The organism is Larkinella harenae (genome assembly GCF_054780515.1).
The window spans coordinates 50612-68038 of record NZ_BAAGWE010000004.1 but is presented as its reverse complement, the minus strand read 5'-3'; the positions used below and the strand labels follow the sequence as shown (position 1 = coordinate 68038).

The 17427-nt window shown below is 52.0% G+C and carries 10 protein-coding genes; 5 read left to right on the top strand and 5 right to left on the bottom strand.

All coding sequences use genetic code 11. The annotated features are described in order from the left end of the window. Positions 1-43 precede the first annotated feature (43 nt). The 4 genes from ACYVH9_RS20305 to ACYVH9_RS20290 form a co-directional block, all read right to left on the bottom strand. Entirely contained in the window at positions 44-1861 is a 1818-nt protein-coding gene (locus ACYVH9_RS20305; RefSeq protein ID WP_460638224.1) for an outer membrane protein assembly factor BamB family protein, read from the bottom strand. 119 nt (positions 1862-1980) lie between these two features. Next, on the bottom strand, positions 1981-2754 hold the full coding sequence (locus ACYVH9_RS20300; RefSeq protein WP_460638223.1) for a LytR/AlgR family response regulator transcription factor: 774 nt from the start codon (positions 2752-2754) through the stop codon (positions 1981-1983). A gap of 5 nt (positions 2755-2759) precedes the next feature. Further along, on the bottom strand, positions 2760-3794 hold the full coding sequence (locus ACYVH9_RS20295; RefSeq protein WP_460638222.1) for a sensor histidine kinase: 1035 nt from the start codon (positions 3792-3794) through the stop codon (positions 2760-2762). A gap of 22 nt (positions 3795-3816) precedes the next feature. Beyond that, positions 3817-4584: a GIN domain-containing protein gene (locus ACYVH9_RS20290; RefSeq protein ID WP_460638221.1), complete on the bottom strand. Its 768-nt coding sequence runs from the start codon at positions 4582-4584 to the stop codon at positions 3817-3819. A 251-nt stretch (positions 4585-4835) separates the two neighbouring features. On the opposite strand from ACYVH9_RS20290, the gene ACYVH9_RS20285 reads away from it, so the two are divergent. Continuing rightward, entirely contained in the window at positions 4836-5318 is a 483-nt protein-coding gene (locus ACYVH9_RS20285; RefSeq protein WP_460638220.1) for a DUF4494 domain-containing protein, read from the top strand. A gap of 50 nt (positions 5319-5368) precedes the next feature. Here the strand turns inward: ACYVH9_RS20285 and ACYVH9_RS20280 are convergent, their stop codons facing one another. Further along, the gene (locus ACYVH9_RS20280) at positions 5369-9034 is read right to left on the bottom strand and encodes a CRTAC1 family protein (protein ID WP_460638219.1); all 3666 of its coding nucleotides are present in this window, start codon (positions 9032-9034) and stop codon (positions 5369-5371) included. Between the two features lie 387 nt (positions 9035-9421). Here ACYVH9_RS20280 and ACYVH9_RS20275 point away from each other — a divergent pair, with 387 nt between their 5' ends. From ACYVH9_RS20275 to ACYVH9_RS20260, 4 genes are all read left to right on the top strand, one after another. After that, the gene (locus tag ACYVH9_RS20275) at positions 9422-12664 is read left to right on the top strand and encodes a SusC/RagA family TonB-linked outer membrane protein (RefSeq protein WP_460638218.1); all 3243 of its coding nucleotides are present in this window, start codon (positions 9422-9424) and stop codon (positions 12662-12664) included. 48 nt (positions 12665-12712) lie between these two features. Then, on the top strand, positions 12713-14458 hold the full coding sequence (locus ACYVH9_RS20270) for a RagB/SusD family nutrient uptake outer membrane protein (RefSeq protein WP_460638217.1): 1746 nt from the start codon (positions 12713-12715) through the stop codon (positions 14456-14458). A gap of 159 nt (positions 14459-14617) precedes the next feature. Further along, positions 14618-15076, top strand: a complete 459-nt coding sequence (locus ACYVH9_RS20265) for a hypothetical protein (protein ID WP_460638216.1) — start codon at positions 14618-14620, stop codon at positions 15074-15076. 80 nt (positions 15077-15156) lie between these two features. Next, complete coding sequence (locus ACYVH9_RS20260) at positions 15157-17415, top strand: TonB-dependent receptor (protein ID WP_460638215.1); 2259 nt, start codon at positions 15157-15159, stop codon at positions 17413-17415. Positions 17416-17427 lie beyond the last annotated feature (12 nt).

The following is a 17427-nucleotide window of genomic DNA, read 5'->3' as shown; positions in this document are numbered from 1 at the left end:
TGAAGAGTTGGCTGACGCAATCTAATACGGCGGAGCCAACTCTTCACTCTATCTCAAACGCCAGCAGCACATTGCCGGGTAGTTCGCTAAACATACCGTAACCGGAATTGACAAACAGCCACTTTCCCGAAACAACCGGCGACGGACCATCCAATGAACCGCCTTTGCCGGGAATACCGTTCGCCGTTTGATACTCCCGAACCGTGTTGAAATCCCAGACAATTTTTCCATCCGTGGCGTTGTAAGCCCGAATATGTCCGTCGAGCGTGCCGCCAAATACCAGCCCGGGAATGACCGTTGGGGCGGCCGAGTTGGCGGCAACGCAATTTTTATTTTCCCCGCAGGAGGGCGTCGGCGTTGCCCAGATTATTTTTCCGTCTTTCAGATTAAGCGCAAACAAGCCGGGAGTAGCCTTACGCGTCGAATCGCGTTGATCGATGGCCCAGATGTTATCGGCATTGGCCGCATACACATACTTGCCATCCGTTGCCATGCCCCAGTGAATACCGCCCAAAAAACCTCCTTTTCCGATGCGGTTTTGCCAGAGCACCTTACCGTTGTCCGGATTCAGCGCATGCACCACTCCTGACTTCTGCCCTACGACCAGCCGCTCCGTGCCGCTGCCATCTTTCACCAGCATCGGTGCCATCCCAAAATCAAAATCAGGACCGGTTTTTTCCGGGCAGTTCGGATTACCGGGACAGCCCATGTTCCAGGTATCGGCATCCGTTGCCTGAAACGACCAGACCAATTTGCCGGTTTTCATATCCACGGCCTGAACGGCATCGCTGGTTGCTGAGGGCGGGTTGGTGTAATTTTCGCCGGTTCCGATGTATACCAGCCCCCGCTTCGTATCCACCGTCGGGCTGCACCAGACCGGCGCACCCGATGGCCCGTAAAACGGCTGATCGTTTTTCTTTTTCCCAGCTTCTTTGGCTGCTTCCGGAATGACGCGGTGCCGCCAGAGCAGTTGCCCCGACCCCGCATCCAGCGCCACCAGCTCCCCTGATGAGGTACAGCACTTGTAGTTCGGATCCAGCGCCATGAACACCTCAATAGAACTGATGGGCACAAAAACCCGGTTTTGGTACACCGCTACCGAACCCGTATTGGAGGCTTGTGAATGCTCGCCGGCCCGCTGTTTCCAGAGCAACTTTCCGGTTTGCACATCAACCGCGTACACGTTGGTGATATTGTCGGCAAAATACGCCCGAATGCCGTTTTCATCCTGAACTGCGCTGATGGCACCCCGCACCGGGCCATCGGCGTTGAACTGCCAGCCAATTTTGCCAGACTCCTTGTGAATGGCATATACTTCACCAAACTGACTACCGACCACCAGCCAATCGCCCACAATGGCCGGTTTGCTGCGTGCCTGGGTCGCTTCCGGAAACGCAAAAGCCCATTTCAGTTTGAGCGATCCGACATTGGTCGGGGTAATCTTTGTCTGTTGCGCTGACCGAAAACCCGTTCCAGCCAGATCGCCCCCCCAACCCGAATGCTCGACCAGACCGGTTTTTCGGGCGGGCAAGGTAAAGGGAACAAAGGCCTCCCTGGGGGGCTGGCTTTCTTTCAGGGCTCTGCCGGTGAGAAACTGAGCCACGGCTTTCCGTTGTTCGGGCGTCAGGCTGGCTCCCTGCGTACGCATTTTTCCGGTTTCCAGCGCACCTACAATCGCCCGGGGTGTCAGGATGCCCAACGCAACCTGGCTCGGTGCCTTCAACCCGGAGCCGTCTTTATGACAAGCGTTACAGGTAGCGGCATAAACCTGACTTCCTAATTGAACCGTCAGGGAATCCGGTGCTTGTGCGTAGACTGAACCCGCCAGCAAAAACGCGGTTAATACGCTGAAACATTGCATGATGAGCGCGTAGTGAGATGGTTAACGGACTTTTCGAAATACGGAAAAATTACAGACGATTCAAAAAACGGAACCATCCCTTTCGGCATGGCTCCATCCGGTTATTTAGGTCTTCTATTTTACGTGTTCAGCCAGGTTTTGAACGAATCGGCCCGCTCCCGGCTAACCGACACTTCCTCTTCAGTGGGCCGGTGTTTCAGCCAGATTCGGAGCCGTCCGTTGAAGTACGGTTCGATGCGTTCGATGGCCGATAAATGCGTGATGTATTTGCGGTTTACACGGAAGAATAAGCGCGGATCCAACTTGCCTTCCAGTTCATCCAGTGTTTCATCAACGATGTACTTCCGATTCTGATTGGTGATCAGAAACACGACCTTATCATCGGCGTACAGATACAGAATATCCGGTGTTTCGACCACATCAAACCGTCCGCCCTGCTTGATCAGAAAGCGGTTTTTGTACGCAACAGGCTTGATGCCGAACTCTTCCAGCATTTTCACCAGATTTTCCGACGCTGCGGGTTGGGCATCGCCGGATTGGCGCTGATCCCGGAATTTTTGAATGGCCTTCCCCAATTCTTCCTGCTCGATCGGTTTCAGCAGGTAATCAACGCTGTTCACTTTGAACGCCCGCAGCGCATATTCATCGTAGGCGGTTGTAAAAATAACCGGTGTCCTGACGTCAACCTGCTGGAAAATTTCGAAACTCAGGCCGTCAGCCAGTTGAATATCCATCAGCAGCAGATCCGGTGATGGATTGGTTTGCCACCAGCGAACAAACGCCCGCACAGTATCTATTTTTCCGACAATCTCGGCATCAGTTGCTACCTCCCGGATCAACCCCTCCATTCGTTTGACAGCCAGTGGCTCGTCTTCCACAATTACTATTTTCATTCCCGTTATTGATTTCCAACCGTACGATGGGTCGCCGGTTCTAGTAATGGTAATTTAGCAATAAACTCCCGCTCCGTTTTTTCGATCACCACCGGCCGGTCGGCGGCCAATTGTACATACCGGTTTTTCAGGTTTTTCAGGCCAATGCCGGTCGAATCGGTGCGCAACCGGCTCTTTGGCTGATAGGAATTAGACACCACCAGACAATCTTTTTCGGTATAGATCCGAATCACCAGCGGTTTTTCCAGCGAACACTCGTTGTGTTTCACCACGTTTTCCAGCAGCGTCAGTAAGCCCTGGGTCACAAGCTGCCGGGCGCGGTCTTCTTCCGACAAATCAACGGTATACGTAAAGCTGTCACCAAACCGCATCTGGTTGATAAACAGATAGGATTCAGCAATTTTCAGTTCGGTGGCCAACTCAATGGTATTCTGTTCGGAATGCTGTAAGCTGTAGCGAAACAACTTGGACAGCCGTTCAACAAATTGCACGGATTTGCCGGTATCTTCCGGGATCAGCGCGCTTAGAATATTCAGCGAGTTGAACAAAAAATGCGGATTGACCTGGTTTTTAAGCGACTCAAACTCGGCTTTCAAGACCGCCTGCTTCAGACCTTCCTCCATCAAGAGCAGCGCCTTCCAGCGTTGCACGAACGATTTTAGGGAATATACCGCCGTAACGCCCGCCGTGATGACGGCAAACAATCCGCAGATGGAGCAATAATCCCGCACCGCAAACGGAACATTGCCGAAAAAAGCCAGCCCCAAGGTAGCCAGCAAGCCCGTCATGGCAGCCAGAATACCGCTTGATGTCACCGTCAGTGACACCAGTTTCTGGGGCGACAATTGTTCTGCGGAATGATTCAGGATATACGGAATGAACCAGGACAGGGCCGTATAAATCACCAGACCACTGCCGATCACCAGGGAGATGATGGTCCACTTCATTTCAATGGGTATGCTCGCTTCGGTGTTGAGCAGCGCGTAGATTAGCAGCGCCAGCAACATCAACAGAATACACAGTCTTACTTTGTTTCTCATCGGTGGTTATGAACAATCCGCCCTATACTTTTTTTATTGAACCCGCTCCCGAACTTTCAAAATGCACACTTGGCTCGCCCTGGTAATGCACTTTGCTGGCACCGGTGGCTTCGGCTTTCAGCGTATGGGTTGCGTAAATCTGGGCCGTACAGGCGCCGGTTACTTCAACAATAGCATCCTCAACCGTGTACTGGAGCGCATGAAGCGTCGACGCGCCGGTCAGGTCGGCCGCCAGCACCCGGCCCCGACCAATGAGTGACAACCGCGAGGCTCCGGTGATATCGATGTTCAACACCTGCGCTTCGCCTTCCAGCGAAATGTTGGAAGCCCCCGTGATGTCGATGTCCAAACCGGTCAGTTCGCGAAAACCGGTGAGCTGTACCGTACACGCCCCCGACACATCCAGTTTGCTGATCGTCGGCGTGGTCAGGGTGAGCAGCAAGTCGTACTGGCGATGCCAGAAGAAAAAGCCCGAGCCGACCTTCAGCCACTTGCCCCGCTGCCGTACTTTTACGTTCTGGATGGCCCGGCGCGATCCGCGAGCGGTCAGGGAATACGATGGCCCGTCGGTGACCAGGACATTCAACATTCCCCAAATCTCCAGTTTTTCAAAAGCCGTGATGGGCAGATCCTCCGTGACCTCCTCGTACGACTCCTTATCGGTCTGCCACCAGATGGTTGTCACCAGCGCCAGCACGCCCATCGATAACAAAGTGAGGTGCAGGTAATTTTTTACGGGCTCAATGGGCATCGCATCAGCAAGCAGCAGTACATCCAGTAAGTTACTCATTTCCAAGACTCCTTATTTTTTAACAAAGATGGTGCGCTCCCTACTGCTCTTTCAAGCATCCGCCGACGAACTAACTAAAAAGCCGGATGAGCCGTCGAAGCTACCGAAAGTTCTGTATTTTTGAGTTGCGAGTTGTTACACAGCGCTGATCAGAGACCGTGGGAGGTAACCTGAGAGCGACCTCGATAAGTGCAACCTTTCTCTGATCAACGCTGTGTAACAACCCTATATAACTTATAATCCAACGCGTTATGCCAAGCTGGTATCAGGGGAAAATCCGCTATCAATTACAGGATCCAACCGGAAAATTCAAAACCATCAATGAAGCGTACTTAATCGACGCCGTTTCGTATACTGACGCTGAAGCCCGCTTGTACAAGGAGGTCGCGGCCAACACGCCTGATTTTACGGTTACGGCAATCTCCCGCATGCGCCTGGCGGACTTATTCCATTTTGAAGATGGCGGTGAAACCTGGTTCAAATGCAAGGTGGTGTACGTCACCGAAGACGACAAAGGGCGTGAAAAACGGATTGTCAATCAAATGCTGGTGAATGCCGAGAACGTGAAACAGGCGTATGACCGGATTGAAGAAAGCCTGCGAACCATGCTGATTCCGTTTGAGACAACCGACATCAACACCACCAAGATTCTGGACATTTTCCCGTACACGGAAGAAGATCGGATCCCCGCCAACCTGCGCCCGCTCAGCGAAGTGGTTGCCCAGGAAGAATAACCGGTATTCGGCCTACGGTTTTTCGTCGTACACCGAATACCGCAAAAGGGTTATCGTCCCGCCAGCGTTTGCAGCGGGACGATTCGTTTTGCCCCCTTCGAATCGATCACTTCCAGCATTTTAACATTTTTGCCCAGTGCCAGCTCCCGCGCCGACTGCGAGAAAAACGATTGGCCGTAGTAAAATTCCACCTTCTGCTTTCGCCCATCGGTATACACCAGATGAGCAGCTACGTCGGTTGGTTTTAGCCGAACGGTTTGCGTGGGAAGGGTGCATTGAAGCACTTTCAGCGGCCCCCGGTTTTGGGTCGCCACAATAAGCGAGGTTGCGGCACCGTCTTTCCGGCCAGCGCCCGTCAGCCGAACCATTCCTTTCGCGTTACCCGGTACGTAAAAACCGCTGGCCGACGGATTGAGGGCCGAAAAGCCGCCTTTGCCGTCGCCTTTTAGCAACAGACCGTTCATCGCATCAAGCCGCCCCGTCAGCAGTTCATTACCAAAATCGTTGCCCACCAGTAATACATCCGGGTGACCGTCCTGGTCGAAGTCATCGGCAATCATTCCAAATACCGGGGCCACCTGCGCCTGAACAGGTAAATCATGCACTTCAAAACGGCCATCACCTTTATTCTCTATGTAAGCCGACTTGAGGTAGTTTGCTTCCAGCACGATGGCATCCTTGAGTTCGTCTTCTTTCAGTAACTTGTCAATTGTCGCCACTGCAAAGTCTTTGTGCAACGGGAAACGGGCGCGCATGGCAATAAACTGCCGAATCATATCCTCCCGGCCATTGAACGGAAACTCCTGGTTTTTACCATCCTTGTTTGGAAAAAATACCGTGGGAATAGCATCGTAAAAACCGTTATTATCAAAATCTTTGGCGTAAACCCGTACGGGCTCCTTCTCGCTGGCCTGCATGAGCGAGTTCAACCCCAGGTTGCCCGCGATGTAATCCATATCACCATCATGGTCGAAATCGGCCGCCACCAGGGAGTTCCACCAGCCCGTCGGAACGGTTTTTGAACCCGCCAGAGTTGGTGTCTGGGATGGCGTTCCGTCCCGTTTATCGATCTGCAACTTTCCCTGATGATTCTTCAAAATAGTCAACGGCATCCACTCACCCGCCAGCATCAGATCCAGCCAGCCATCGTTGTCGGTATCTGTCCAGATTGCATCGCACACCAGACCAATATTTTGCAGTTCCGACGCAACGGTTTTGGTCACATCGGTAAACTTGGGCTGTCCCGGCTGCGAATCGTTGCGCAGGATAAAACTCGAAACCGGCCGGGGATATTGATTCGGCACAACCCGACCGCCCACAAACAAATCCAGATCACCATCGCGATCGTAATCAGCCGCTTTCACGCAGGATTTACTGATCTGGTTTTGCGGCAAAGCCTGGGTAGAAAGGGTAAACCGCCCTTTGCCATCATTGACATACAGGCGATCCTGATACGCTACCGAATTGGCATCACTTTCAAAGCCACCGCTGGCAATGTACAAGTCCAGGTCGCCATCGCCATCCGCATCGAAAAGTAACGTTCCCATATCTTCTTCGGGTTTAGGAGCACCTGGCAAACCCGGTAACAAATCCTGCGGCACCAGCTTGCCGCTCGCCGTCTGCACCAGAAAGGTACCTTTCTGGTTTTTGGAACCACCCACGAAAAGGTCATCCAGCCCGTCCCCATTCACATCACCGACTGCAATAGACGGCCCGTACTGTGATAATTTGTGCGGCAGAAGCTTCTGCTGGTTAAAATCGATGTACTCCGGCTCCTGATGCACCCATTTCACCTGCAACGAATCGGTAATATCCCGAAAAATCGGCCCCGCTGGTGCATTAGGTGGCAGGGTGGCGGTTTCGGTAGCGTTTTGGACATCAACCGTGAGCACCTGGTTTGCTTTTACATTCCGCAACGTCTGGGCTTTGCCCGGCTGGCCATTCTGAGCGGGCCAGCTAATGCGAACTTCGGCTACTTCAGCCGTGGCGCCCAACCCAAAATGGGCCGCGTTTTCAACCGTCGATAAATAGCCCCGGTAAATGGTGTGCTCGTAAATCTGCTGTTGGCCGTTGCCGTACTTCAGTTCCACCATAGCCCCCAGCCCCATCCGGTTTTGTGCGCTGCCTTTGAACTTGATTCGGAGGTAGTTGGCTTGCTGCGGTTTCTTTTCCACCAGGTTGTTGCGGTAGACAAAAGCCGAATCGTTGATGTTGTTGATGACCATATCCAGATCGCCATCGTTGTCCAGATCGCCGTAAGCGGCTCCTCCGGAAAAGGCCGGTGTCATCAACCCCCATTCTTTGGAGACGTCCGAAAAGGTCAGGTTTCCGCCGTTATTCTTGAACGCGTAGTTGTTGATCTTAATGACCGGAATCTGGCTCAACAAATAATCCTTGGTGGCCACCGACGAATTATCGGCGTAATACTGCATGAAATCCCGATCGGTAATGTCTTTCGGAAAACCGTTGGTCATCACGATATCCCGGTACCCGTCGTGGTCGAAGTCCACCGCCAGCGGAGCCCAGCTCCAATCGGTAGCCGCAATACCCGACAGCAGGCTGATTTCGCTGAAAATCGGGTCGCGCGTACCGGGTCGAAAGCCCTGGTTAAGTTGCAGGGTATTGCGCATGTACTGGTGCGTGTACTTAAATTCTTCGTTGTTCAGGTAGGTCTGGTAGTTGTTCGGCGGAATGAACATTTTTTTCCGGAAGTTATCGTTCGGCAGCATATCCAGCACCACGATGTCCATTAGGCCATCGTTGTTCAGATCGACAATATCGCTGCCCATCGCCGTGTTGCTGGTGTGTTTGAAAAATTGCCCGGCCCGCTCCGTAAACGCGGGTTTTCCAAAACCGCCCTGCTGGTTGTTAATAAAGAAATGGTCTTCCGACAAAAAATCATTGGTAACGTAAATGTCTTTCCAGCCGTCGCGGTTGATATCACAGATGTTCAGGCCCAGTCCGTACCCTTCCAATTGCACCCCGGCTTCTTTCGATACATCCGTAAAAACCGGGTGGCCAAGCTTGGCGTCAAAGTCGTTGCGGTAAAGCCGGTCGGTGGTGGGTGACGCCCCGCTCGCTACCTTCTGGCGGTACGCATTCGGGTATTTCTCCGCCATATTGGTCAGCACAAAAAGATCCAGATCGCCGTCGTTGTCGTAATCGAAGAAGGCTGCGTTGGTCGAATAGCTATCATCGGCAATTCCGTATTCTTTCGCCATTTCCTTAAAAACCGGGATGCTGTCCTTCTGCCCTTTCCAGCCCTGATTCACAAACAGTAAGTTTTCCCGATCCCGGGTCGATTTCTTGATGGTGGTGGTAACGTATATATCCAGCAGCCCATCGTTATTGATATCGACCAGCGCGACGCCAGAACACCATTTGCCGCCCCCGCCAACGCCTGCCTGACTAGAAACATCGGTAAACTTAAAATCACCCTGATTTAAATAGAGTTTGTTCTCGACCAGGTTACCCGAAAAAAACACGTCCTGCAACCCGTCGTTGTTGAAATCGCCAATGGCCGCCCCTCCTCCATTGTAGAAGTAATCGATGTCCAGAATGCTCAGCGTGTCTTTTTCAGGCATCTGATTGGAAAACGTAATCCCGGTTTCACCGGCGGGCAACAAACTAAAAAGGTGGTTATCGGAGAGTTGACAGGAACATGTAAAACCGCCTAGAAGAATTAAGCAGAGCTTCCGCAGAGATGGTAGAAACATACACAAAGAATAATATACAAAATAAATAAAGTACAAAAATAAAACATTCAGCCCGTTAAAATTGAATTAAATTCTTTCCTTCTCAATCAGGCTCATCTGTTCGCTCTTTTTCGTCATTGATTCAGCACGACAAATTAAATGAAAATCCAACGTTATGCTGGCTATATCACTAATAATCAACCGCTACCAAAAAAAAGAAAAGCTAAAAAATGTAACGCACTGCTTTTGATAAAATCTTAAAAATCAACTCAATACAACTGAATAATTTCAACTTATAATAAGATGTTTCAACACGATTTTTTATAATATTCTTTAGAAAATTTTGAAGTATGTTTAAAGTCATCTTATTTTAGTACGAAAATAAAACCAATTATTACAAAACCTATTATGAAAGCACAATTCTACAGATTGTTCCAATCTGCATTTTTGGGTGCGTTCGTGCTTTTTTGGAGCATCAACGCAATGGCCCAGGAACGCCGACTCACAGGAAAAGTAACCGGTGCTGATGGCCCCGTTCCAGGAGCTAACGTTGTTATCAAAGGAACGACCACGGGAACATCCACTGATGCAAATGGCGAGTATACCCTGTCTATTCGGGGGGCAAACCCAACGCTCGTTATTTCAGCCATCGGGTTTAAATCAAAAGAAGTAGCGGTTGGCAACCGGTCTGCGGTCGACATTTCGCTGGAAGATGACGTTACCGCGCTAAGCGAGGTGGTTGTAACAGGGTATACGACCGATAGTCGCCGGGAAACAACGGGGGCAGTTTCAACGGTTAAGTCCAAGGATCTGACCGCCGTTCCGTCCGGAAACGTTGAGCAGCAGTTGCAGGGACGGGTTCCGGGGGTGACGGTTATTACCAACGGACAACCGGGTACGGCCAGCCAGGTGCGGGTACGGGGTTTCGGTGCCTTCGGGGGTAACTCACCGCTGATCATTGTCGACGGGGTGCCGGTAGGTTCATCGGACATCATCGCACCGGATGATATTGAATCGACAACGGTGTTGAAAGATGCTGCGGCCGCTTCCATTTACGGAGCCCGGGCCGCCAGCGGGGTTATTGTCTATACAACGAAGAAAGGGTCAAAAACCGCTCGTAAATTATCGGTAACGTATGACGGCCAATACGGGGTGACGACTCCCGGTCAAGGTCAGGCCATGATGAATCCCACGGATTTTGCCACCTGGACCTGGAATGCGTTCCGGAACTCCGGCTGGAAACCGGGTGATAAAGAATGGACCCACCCTCAGTTTGGCAACGGCGCTACGCCCGTTATTCCGGACTACATCAACGTCGGTGGTCGCTCCGGGGTTGTGGGTACGGTTGATCTGGCCGCCGAACGCGCCAAATACAACATCGACCCATCGCGGGGCGCTATCTATCAGGTGGTAAAAGCCAATAAAGAAGGTACCGACTGGTACAAGGCCATTACCCGCAATGCTCCTCTAACCCGCCATACGTTAGGGTTCTCAGGCAGTTCAGAAAGCGCCCGGTATTACGTTAGCTTTACAGCTCAGCGGCAGGCGGGTATCCTGAAATACAATGACTTCAGCCGGTATACGTTCCGGACCAACACCGAATTTGATCTGTCGCCTAAAGTGCGGATTGGTGAAAGCCTGCAATTTACGTACCGCTCAGTTGTCGGCCAGATGGGGGGCAACGGTGGACAAGGCGTAGCCGCCGACGAAAACCCGATTCTGGGGGCGTTCCGGATGCCATCGATTATCCCGATTTATGACGAATTTGGCGGGTATGCCGGTACGGCAGCTAAGGGTTTCAACAACCCGCGGAACCCGGTGGCTGAACGCGATAACCTGAAAAACAACCACGCCTTCAACGGCAACGCGTTTGGTAACGTTTACCTGGAATACGATCCGATTCCGGGCCTGACGCTTCGGAGTTCGCTGGGTGGTCAGTACGACAATTTCTACAACGTTGGCTATAGCCGGATTCAGTACGAAAACTCGGAAAATAACGGGAGCTTCGGCTATAACGAAGGCAGTGGCTATGTATTCCGCTGGACGTTTACGAACACCGCAAACTATAAGAAGAAATTCGGCTTACACGGTTTGGATCTGCTCGTTGGACAGGAAGCCCTCAACGACGGTGCAGGTCGTAATATGAGCGGTAACGGTTTGAACCCGTTCTCTATCGATCCTGACTACATCACCCTCACTACGACTTCCGCATCAGGACGGATCGTAAACAGTAACTACTTCAAAGGCGTCAACTTCTACTCCGTCTTCGGTCGGGCAGTTTATAACTACAACGACAAATACATCGTTACGGGAGTTGTCCGTCGGGATGGTTCGTCACGCTTTGGAGCCAACAACCGGTACGGGGTGTTCCCAGCCTTCTCGGCAGCCTGGCGGGTATCTTCCGAAGACTTTATGAAGAGCATTACCTGGATTACCGACCTGAAAGTTCGGGGCGGTTACGGAACGATGGGGAACTCCAACAACGTCGATCCCAACAACCAATACAGCCTGTACGGAGCCAACATCGGTCAGTCGGCCTACGACTTGAACGGTACGAACACCAGTACGCTCGAAGGGTATTACCGGACACGGATCGGGAATACGGACGCTCGTTGGGAAACCAGTATCACCAAAAACATTGGTATTGACGGAACGTTCTTCAACGGAAAACTGGACATCGTTCTCGACCTCTGGCAGAAAGATACCAAGGACTTGCTGTACCAGATTCCGACACCGGCTACGGTTGGATTCCGGGCCTCGGCACCGTTCGTGAATATTGGTAAAATGTCAAACAAAGGGATTGACCTGCAAATCATCAACCGGGGCCGTATCAACAATGATCTGAGCTACGAAGTGAACCTGACGGGTGGTATCTTGAACAACAAAATCGTTTCACTGGCCCCCAACCAGGACTACATCACCTACGTTAACCCCGGCTTCCGGGGGATCAACCCGGTTCGTAACCAGGTAGGCTACTCGATCTCTTCTTTCTACGGTTACAAGGTGATTGGCCTCTTCCAGAACCAGGAAGAAGTAACGGCGTCTCCCGAACAACCGGGTAAAGGCGTGGGCCGGTTCCGTTATGCTGACCTGAACGGCGATAACGTCATCAATGACAAGGATCGTACGTACCTGGGCAGCCCGGTGCCCAAATTCAGTGGGGGTCTGAACCTGAAAATCAACTACAAAAACTTCGAGCTGGAAACGTATCTGAACGCGTTCCTGGGTAACAAAATTTTCAACGTGTCGAAACTGTTCACCGACTTCTACCCGACCTTCTCGGGAGCGGCCATCAGCGAGCGGGTGAAAAACTCCTGGACGCCCACGAACACCAACACGGATATCCCCATCTTTGAAAGTGTTTCTAACTTCAGTACAAACTCACAGGCCAACTCCTACTACGTGGAAGATGGCTCGTACATGCGGATGCAGAACATTACCCTGGGCTACCGGTTTGCACCCGAGCTGATCAGCAAACTGAGACTGCAACGCGCCCGGCTTTTCGTTTCAACCAACAACCTGTTCACGGTTACGAAATACCAGGGTCTGGATCCGGGTGTGGGTGGTAATGCCGATACCAACTTCGGGATCGACGTGGGTAACTACCCGATCACCAGAAGCTTCACGGTTGGTCTGAACCTCGGCTTCTAACCCCGCTCTATTTCCCAATTATTTGATTCTGTAAAAGCTCATTCGAAAATGAAACTTATCAATAAAACATTGGCTGTTACGACAGCCGCCACCCTGGCGCTAACCTTCCTTGGTTACTCCTGCAAGGACTCGTTCCTGGAGGTGCTGCCAACGGGGCAGGTCAGCGGGGCGCAGTTGACGACCAAGAAAGGGTTAGACGGCGCATTGATCTCGGTCTATGGGCAAATAAATGGCCGGGATCAACGGATGGCCAGCCCTTCTAACTGGGTTTGGGGAAGTATCCGCGGGGGCGATGCCAACAAAGGAACCGATCCGGGCGATTTCAGCGACATCAACCCGATCCAACGCTTTGAATACCTGCCCAGCCAGGGTGTCATTCTGGATAAATGGCGGGGAAATTACGAAGGGGTAGCCCGAGCCAACGCCATCCTGCGGTTGTTGCCTACCGCCGGACCCGACGTTAGCGCAAACGATAAAAAGCAAATCGAAGCCGAGACCCGTTTCCTGCGCTCTCACTTCTACTTCGAGATGAAACGGGCGTTCAACAACGTTCCGTACGTGGATGAAACCGTCGATTACGGCACCGGCATCGAAAAAGTGAAGAACGACCAGGAGCTGTGGCCCAAAATCGAAGCTGACATGAAGTTCGCCTACGAAAGCCTGCCGGAAACGCAGTCATCAGTCGGTCGGGTGAACAAGTGGGCGGCAGCCGCGTACCTGGCGAAGATTTACATGTACCAGAAAAAATTTACCGAAGCCAAAGCGCTGTACGATCTAATTGTTGTGAACGGTAAAACGTCCAACGGTAAGAAATACGGCCTGTTTCCTAAATTCGCGGACATGTATCGCCCGGCCAACGATAACAATGAAGAATCCGTTTTTGCGATTCAGGCCGCTTCCGGAACAGGCAGCGTCAACAACGCCAACCCCGATATGGACCTGAATTACCCGTACAACACGGGGCCGAATGGCCCGGCGGGCTGCTGCGGTTTCTTCGCGCCCAGCTTCGAACTGGCTAACTCGTACCGCACGAACGCTAACGGTTTGCCTTTGCTGGACAAATCATATAACCAGCCCGCTAATGCGTTGAAAAACGACATGGGTCTCAAATCAGACGTCGCCTTCACTCCAGATGCAGGTAACGTTGATCCTCGTCTGGACCACACGATCGGTCGCCGGGGAATTCCGTTCCTGGATTGGATCGTGATGCCGGGCTACGACTGGATTCGGAACCAACCGAACGCCGGTCCTTACCTGACCAAAAAATTTGTGTGGTACAAAGCCGACGAATCGCTGGTTGATAAAAGCTCCTGGACTCCGGCTTATACGGCCATGAACTTCAACATCATCCGGTATGCGGATGTGCTGCTCATGGCGGCCGAAGCCGAAGTTGAAGTCGGTTCGCTAACGAAAGCGCTTGAATACGTTAACATGGTTCGGAAACGGGCCGCCAACGCCGACGGTTTTGTGATGAACGCCGGAAAACCAGCCGCTAAATATGTCATCAGCGAATACCCCGCTTCAGCCTTTGGCACCAAAGATGCCGCCCGGCAAGCTGTTCAATTTGAGCGCAAGCTGGAACTGGCGATGGAAGGCCACCGTTTCTACGATCTCGTTCGCTGGGGACTGGCCGACAAGGAAATCAACGACTACCTGAAATACGATAGTCAATTCCTGCCGGGTGCACTGGGTGGTACGAAATTTACTCCGAACAAAAACGAGTATTTACCGATTCCGCAGGCAGAAATCGACATTCTCGGTGCCGATGTTCTGAAGCAGAATCCTGGTTACTAAGCACTTATTACTTACCAATCTCTATAACGTAAAAAGCGGTGGAGCCAATGGCTTTACCGCTTTTTTGATGCGGTTTTGCCTTTTATCACAAAATCCTGCACCGGATCACAAAATTCTGCACTTGCATTTGCACCCAGGAAGCTCTACTTTTGAACCGTCATGAAACACACGTGCTTCCGATACTTTAACCTCCTGATGGCCTGCCTTGTGCTGCTGAGCAGTACTGGTTTTGGCCTGATTGAGCATACGTGTCTGATGCGCGGCAAGAAAGTGTCAATGGCGATCAGTCGCTCTACCAATTCCGACTGCCCGGTCCACAGCAAGAAATTTTCCGTATCCAACCAAACCTCGATCGGCCCGGTTGTCAAACGAACGGACTGCTGTAAGGAAGAACAACGGTACGAAAACGTTGACTTTTCGTCGTCCATTACCCAACTGGTTGCCAAATTCATCAAGGTCATCGCCGACGTAGCGGGGGCTGGTTTGGCCGCGCTGTTCCAGTGGCTGATCGACGACCTCATTCCGGATGATACGGATCTGGTAAAAATCGCGGGTGATTCCCCTCCTCTTCCCTACGGGCGCAGTCTGCTCTCGTTTGTCCAACGTTTTTTGCTATAGACGATCGCTTGTGCTGAGTTGAAGTCCACTGCGTCTTTTCCGCATGGACTGTTCCAGGTTTCACCACAATTCGACCTTCTATGCATCTATCTTCCATCATACGCTATGGATTAACAGCACCGTTGCTGTTGATTTTCAACTGTATTTCAACGTACGCCCAAACCGTCACGGGTACGGTTTTCGAGCGTGTTAATACCCAAACAACGCCGTTGGTCGGCGTCAACATCTACTGGGCCGGCACCACCCTGTCAACAACCTCCAACGCCGAGGGAAGTTTCGAAATTGCCCGTTCGGAAACCACCCATCAACTGGTGTTCAGTTTTGTGGGCTTTCAACCCGATACGGTTTCGGTTTCGGATACCGTTCCGCTCCAGGTCATTTTGGCGAGTCAAAACACCCTGCAGGAAGTCACCGTACAGGGTGCTTCCTCGCAGATTGACCGAATATCACCGATTCAAAACGAAATTCTGACCACGCGGACGCTAGCAAAAGCGGCCTGCTGCAACCTTTCCGAATCGTTCGAAACCAACGCGTCGGTCAATGTTTCCTACAGCGATGCCGTCACCGGTGCCAAGCAAATTCAAATGCTCGGACTAAGCGGAAACTATGTTCAAACCAACGTCGAAAACATTCCGACCATTCGCGGCCTGGCTTCAACTTTCGGTCTGAATTATATTCCCGGCACCTGGATTTCTTCCATCGACATTGGCAAAGGCGCTGGTTCGGTCGTGAATGGGTACGAAGGCATGTCGGGCGCGATGAATGTGGAGTTGCAGAAGCCCGACGCCCAGGAGCGCATCTTGGCCAATGCTTACGTCAACAGCTTCGGCCGGGTTGAAGGCAACCTTAATCTGTCGCGCCCACTCTCCGAAAAATGGAGCGTTGGCTTTCTGGGTCATGCCAGCACGCTGCAAAACCGGATCGATCAGAATGGCGACAATTTTCTGGATCTACCGCTTTACACGCAGTATAACGGTATTGTTCGGGCCAAGTACGGAACCGAACGGTTTATGACGCAGTTTGGGGTCAAAGCACTGCACGAAGACCGTACGGGTGGCCAGGCCAACGAAAACCGTAGCGCCGGCCCAACCTACCAGTTTACCAACACTACCAAACGGCTGGAAGCGTTTTCCAAAACGGCTTTGTTGTATCCGGAAAAACCGTACCGGGGGCTGGGGTTCATTCTGAATGCTGTCAACCACGAACAAAACTCGACGTTCGGTTTTATTCCGTATGATGGTCGCCAGCAAACCCTGTACGGTAATCTGATTTACCAGTCCATCATCGACAACACCAATCACTCCTTCAAAGCCGGTTTGAGTTACTTGCTCGACAATTACCGGGAGAAATACCGGGATACGGTCATGACGCGCACCGAATCGGTTCCCGGCATCTTTGGCGAATACACCTACAAATACCTGGAGAAACTAACACTGGTAGCCGGAGCCCGACTCGACTTTCACAACCTGTTCGGCACGCAGTTTACGCCCCGTTTCCACGCCAAATACGACCTGACGGACAACCTGATTCTTCGGGCTTCTGCCGGACGGGGCTTTCGAACACCGAACGCGCTCGCCGAGAATTACGGATACCTGGTCAGCTCGCGAGCGGTTTATTTTGACAGCAAACCACAGGCCGAAATTTCGTGGAACTACGGCACCAGCCTGACCCAGGAATTCAATTTGTTTGGTCAGAAAGCTTCGCTGATTCTGGACTATTACCGCACGAATTTTCAAAACCAGCTGATTGTTGATCTGGAACACCCGCGCGAGCTGCATTTTTACTACCTATCCAGCCGGTCAGTGGGTGGTGCTAGAGGCCGTTCGTTTTCCAACAGTTTCCAGGCCGAGTTCAACTACCAGCCGATCAAACGCCTGGAGGTAAAGCTGGCGTACCGGCTTTTTGACGTTCGGCAGTCGATGGGCATGAGCTTCGGGGAAAATCGGTTGCTGCCCCGCATGATGGTGAGCCGCGACCGCGTGTTATTCAACGCCGGATATGCCCTGCCCTACGACAAGTGGAAATTCGATGTCACGGTGCAATGGAACGGCCCGAAACGCATTCCGTACCTGCGCGAAGGCTACGAACATACCGGCTACCAGAACATGCCGATTGAAAATGCACCCGGTTTTTACAACATCAACGCGCAAGTCAGCAAATCCTTTCGGCTGTGGGAGGTCTACCTGGGTGGCGAAAACCTCGGCAACTTTCGGCAGGCGAACCCCATTGTTGGTGCGAATGATCCGTTCGGGCGGGATTTCGACGCAGCAGGCCGTGTTTGGGGTCCCATTACGGGTCGAATGATTTACGCCGGATTCCGGTATAAACTTAAAATCTGAACCAAGTCTTAA

Coding starts and splice junctions, on each gene's coding strand:
- ACYVH9_RS20305 (WP_460638224.1), bottom strand. CDS start 1,861: ATGCAATGTTTCAGCGTATTAACCGCGTTTTTGCTGGCGGGTTCAGTC.
- ACYVH9_RS20300 (WP_460638223.1), bottom strand. CDS start 2,754: ATGAAAATAGTAATTGTGGAAGACGAGCCACTGGCTGTCAAACGAATG.
- ACYVH9_RS20295 (WP_460638222.1), bottom strand. CDS start 3,794: ATGAGAAACAAAGTAAGACTGTGTATTCTGTTGATGTTGCTGGCGCTG.
- ACYVH9_RS20290 (WP_460638221.1), bottom strand. CDS start 4,584: ATGAGTAACTTACTGGATGTACTGCTGCTTGCTGATGCGATGCCCATT.
- ACYVH9_RS20285 (WP_460638220.1), top strand. CDS start 4,836: ATGCCAAGCTGGTATCAGGGGAAAATCCGCTATCAATTACAGGATCCA.
- ACYVH9_RS20280 (WP_460638219.1), bottom strand. CDS start 9,034: ATGTTTCTACCATCTCTGCGGAAGCTCTGCTTAATTCTTCTAGGCGGT.
- ACYVH9_RS20275 (WP_460638218.1), top strand. CDS start 9,422: ATGAAAGCACAATTCTACAGATTGTTCCAATCTGCATTTTTGGGTGCG.
- ACYVH9_RS20270 (WP_460638217.1), top strand. CDS start 12,713: ATGAAACTTATCAATAAAACATTGGCTGTTACGACAGCCGCCACCCTG.
- ACYVH9_RS20265 (WP_460638216.1), top strand. CDS start 14,618: ATGAAACACACGTGCTTCCGATACTTTAACCTCCTGATGGCCTGCCTT.
- ACYVH9_RS20260 (WP_460638215.1), top strand. CDS start 15,157: ATGCATCTATCTTCCATCATACGCTATGGATTAACAGCACCGTTGCTG.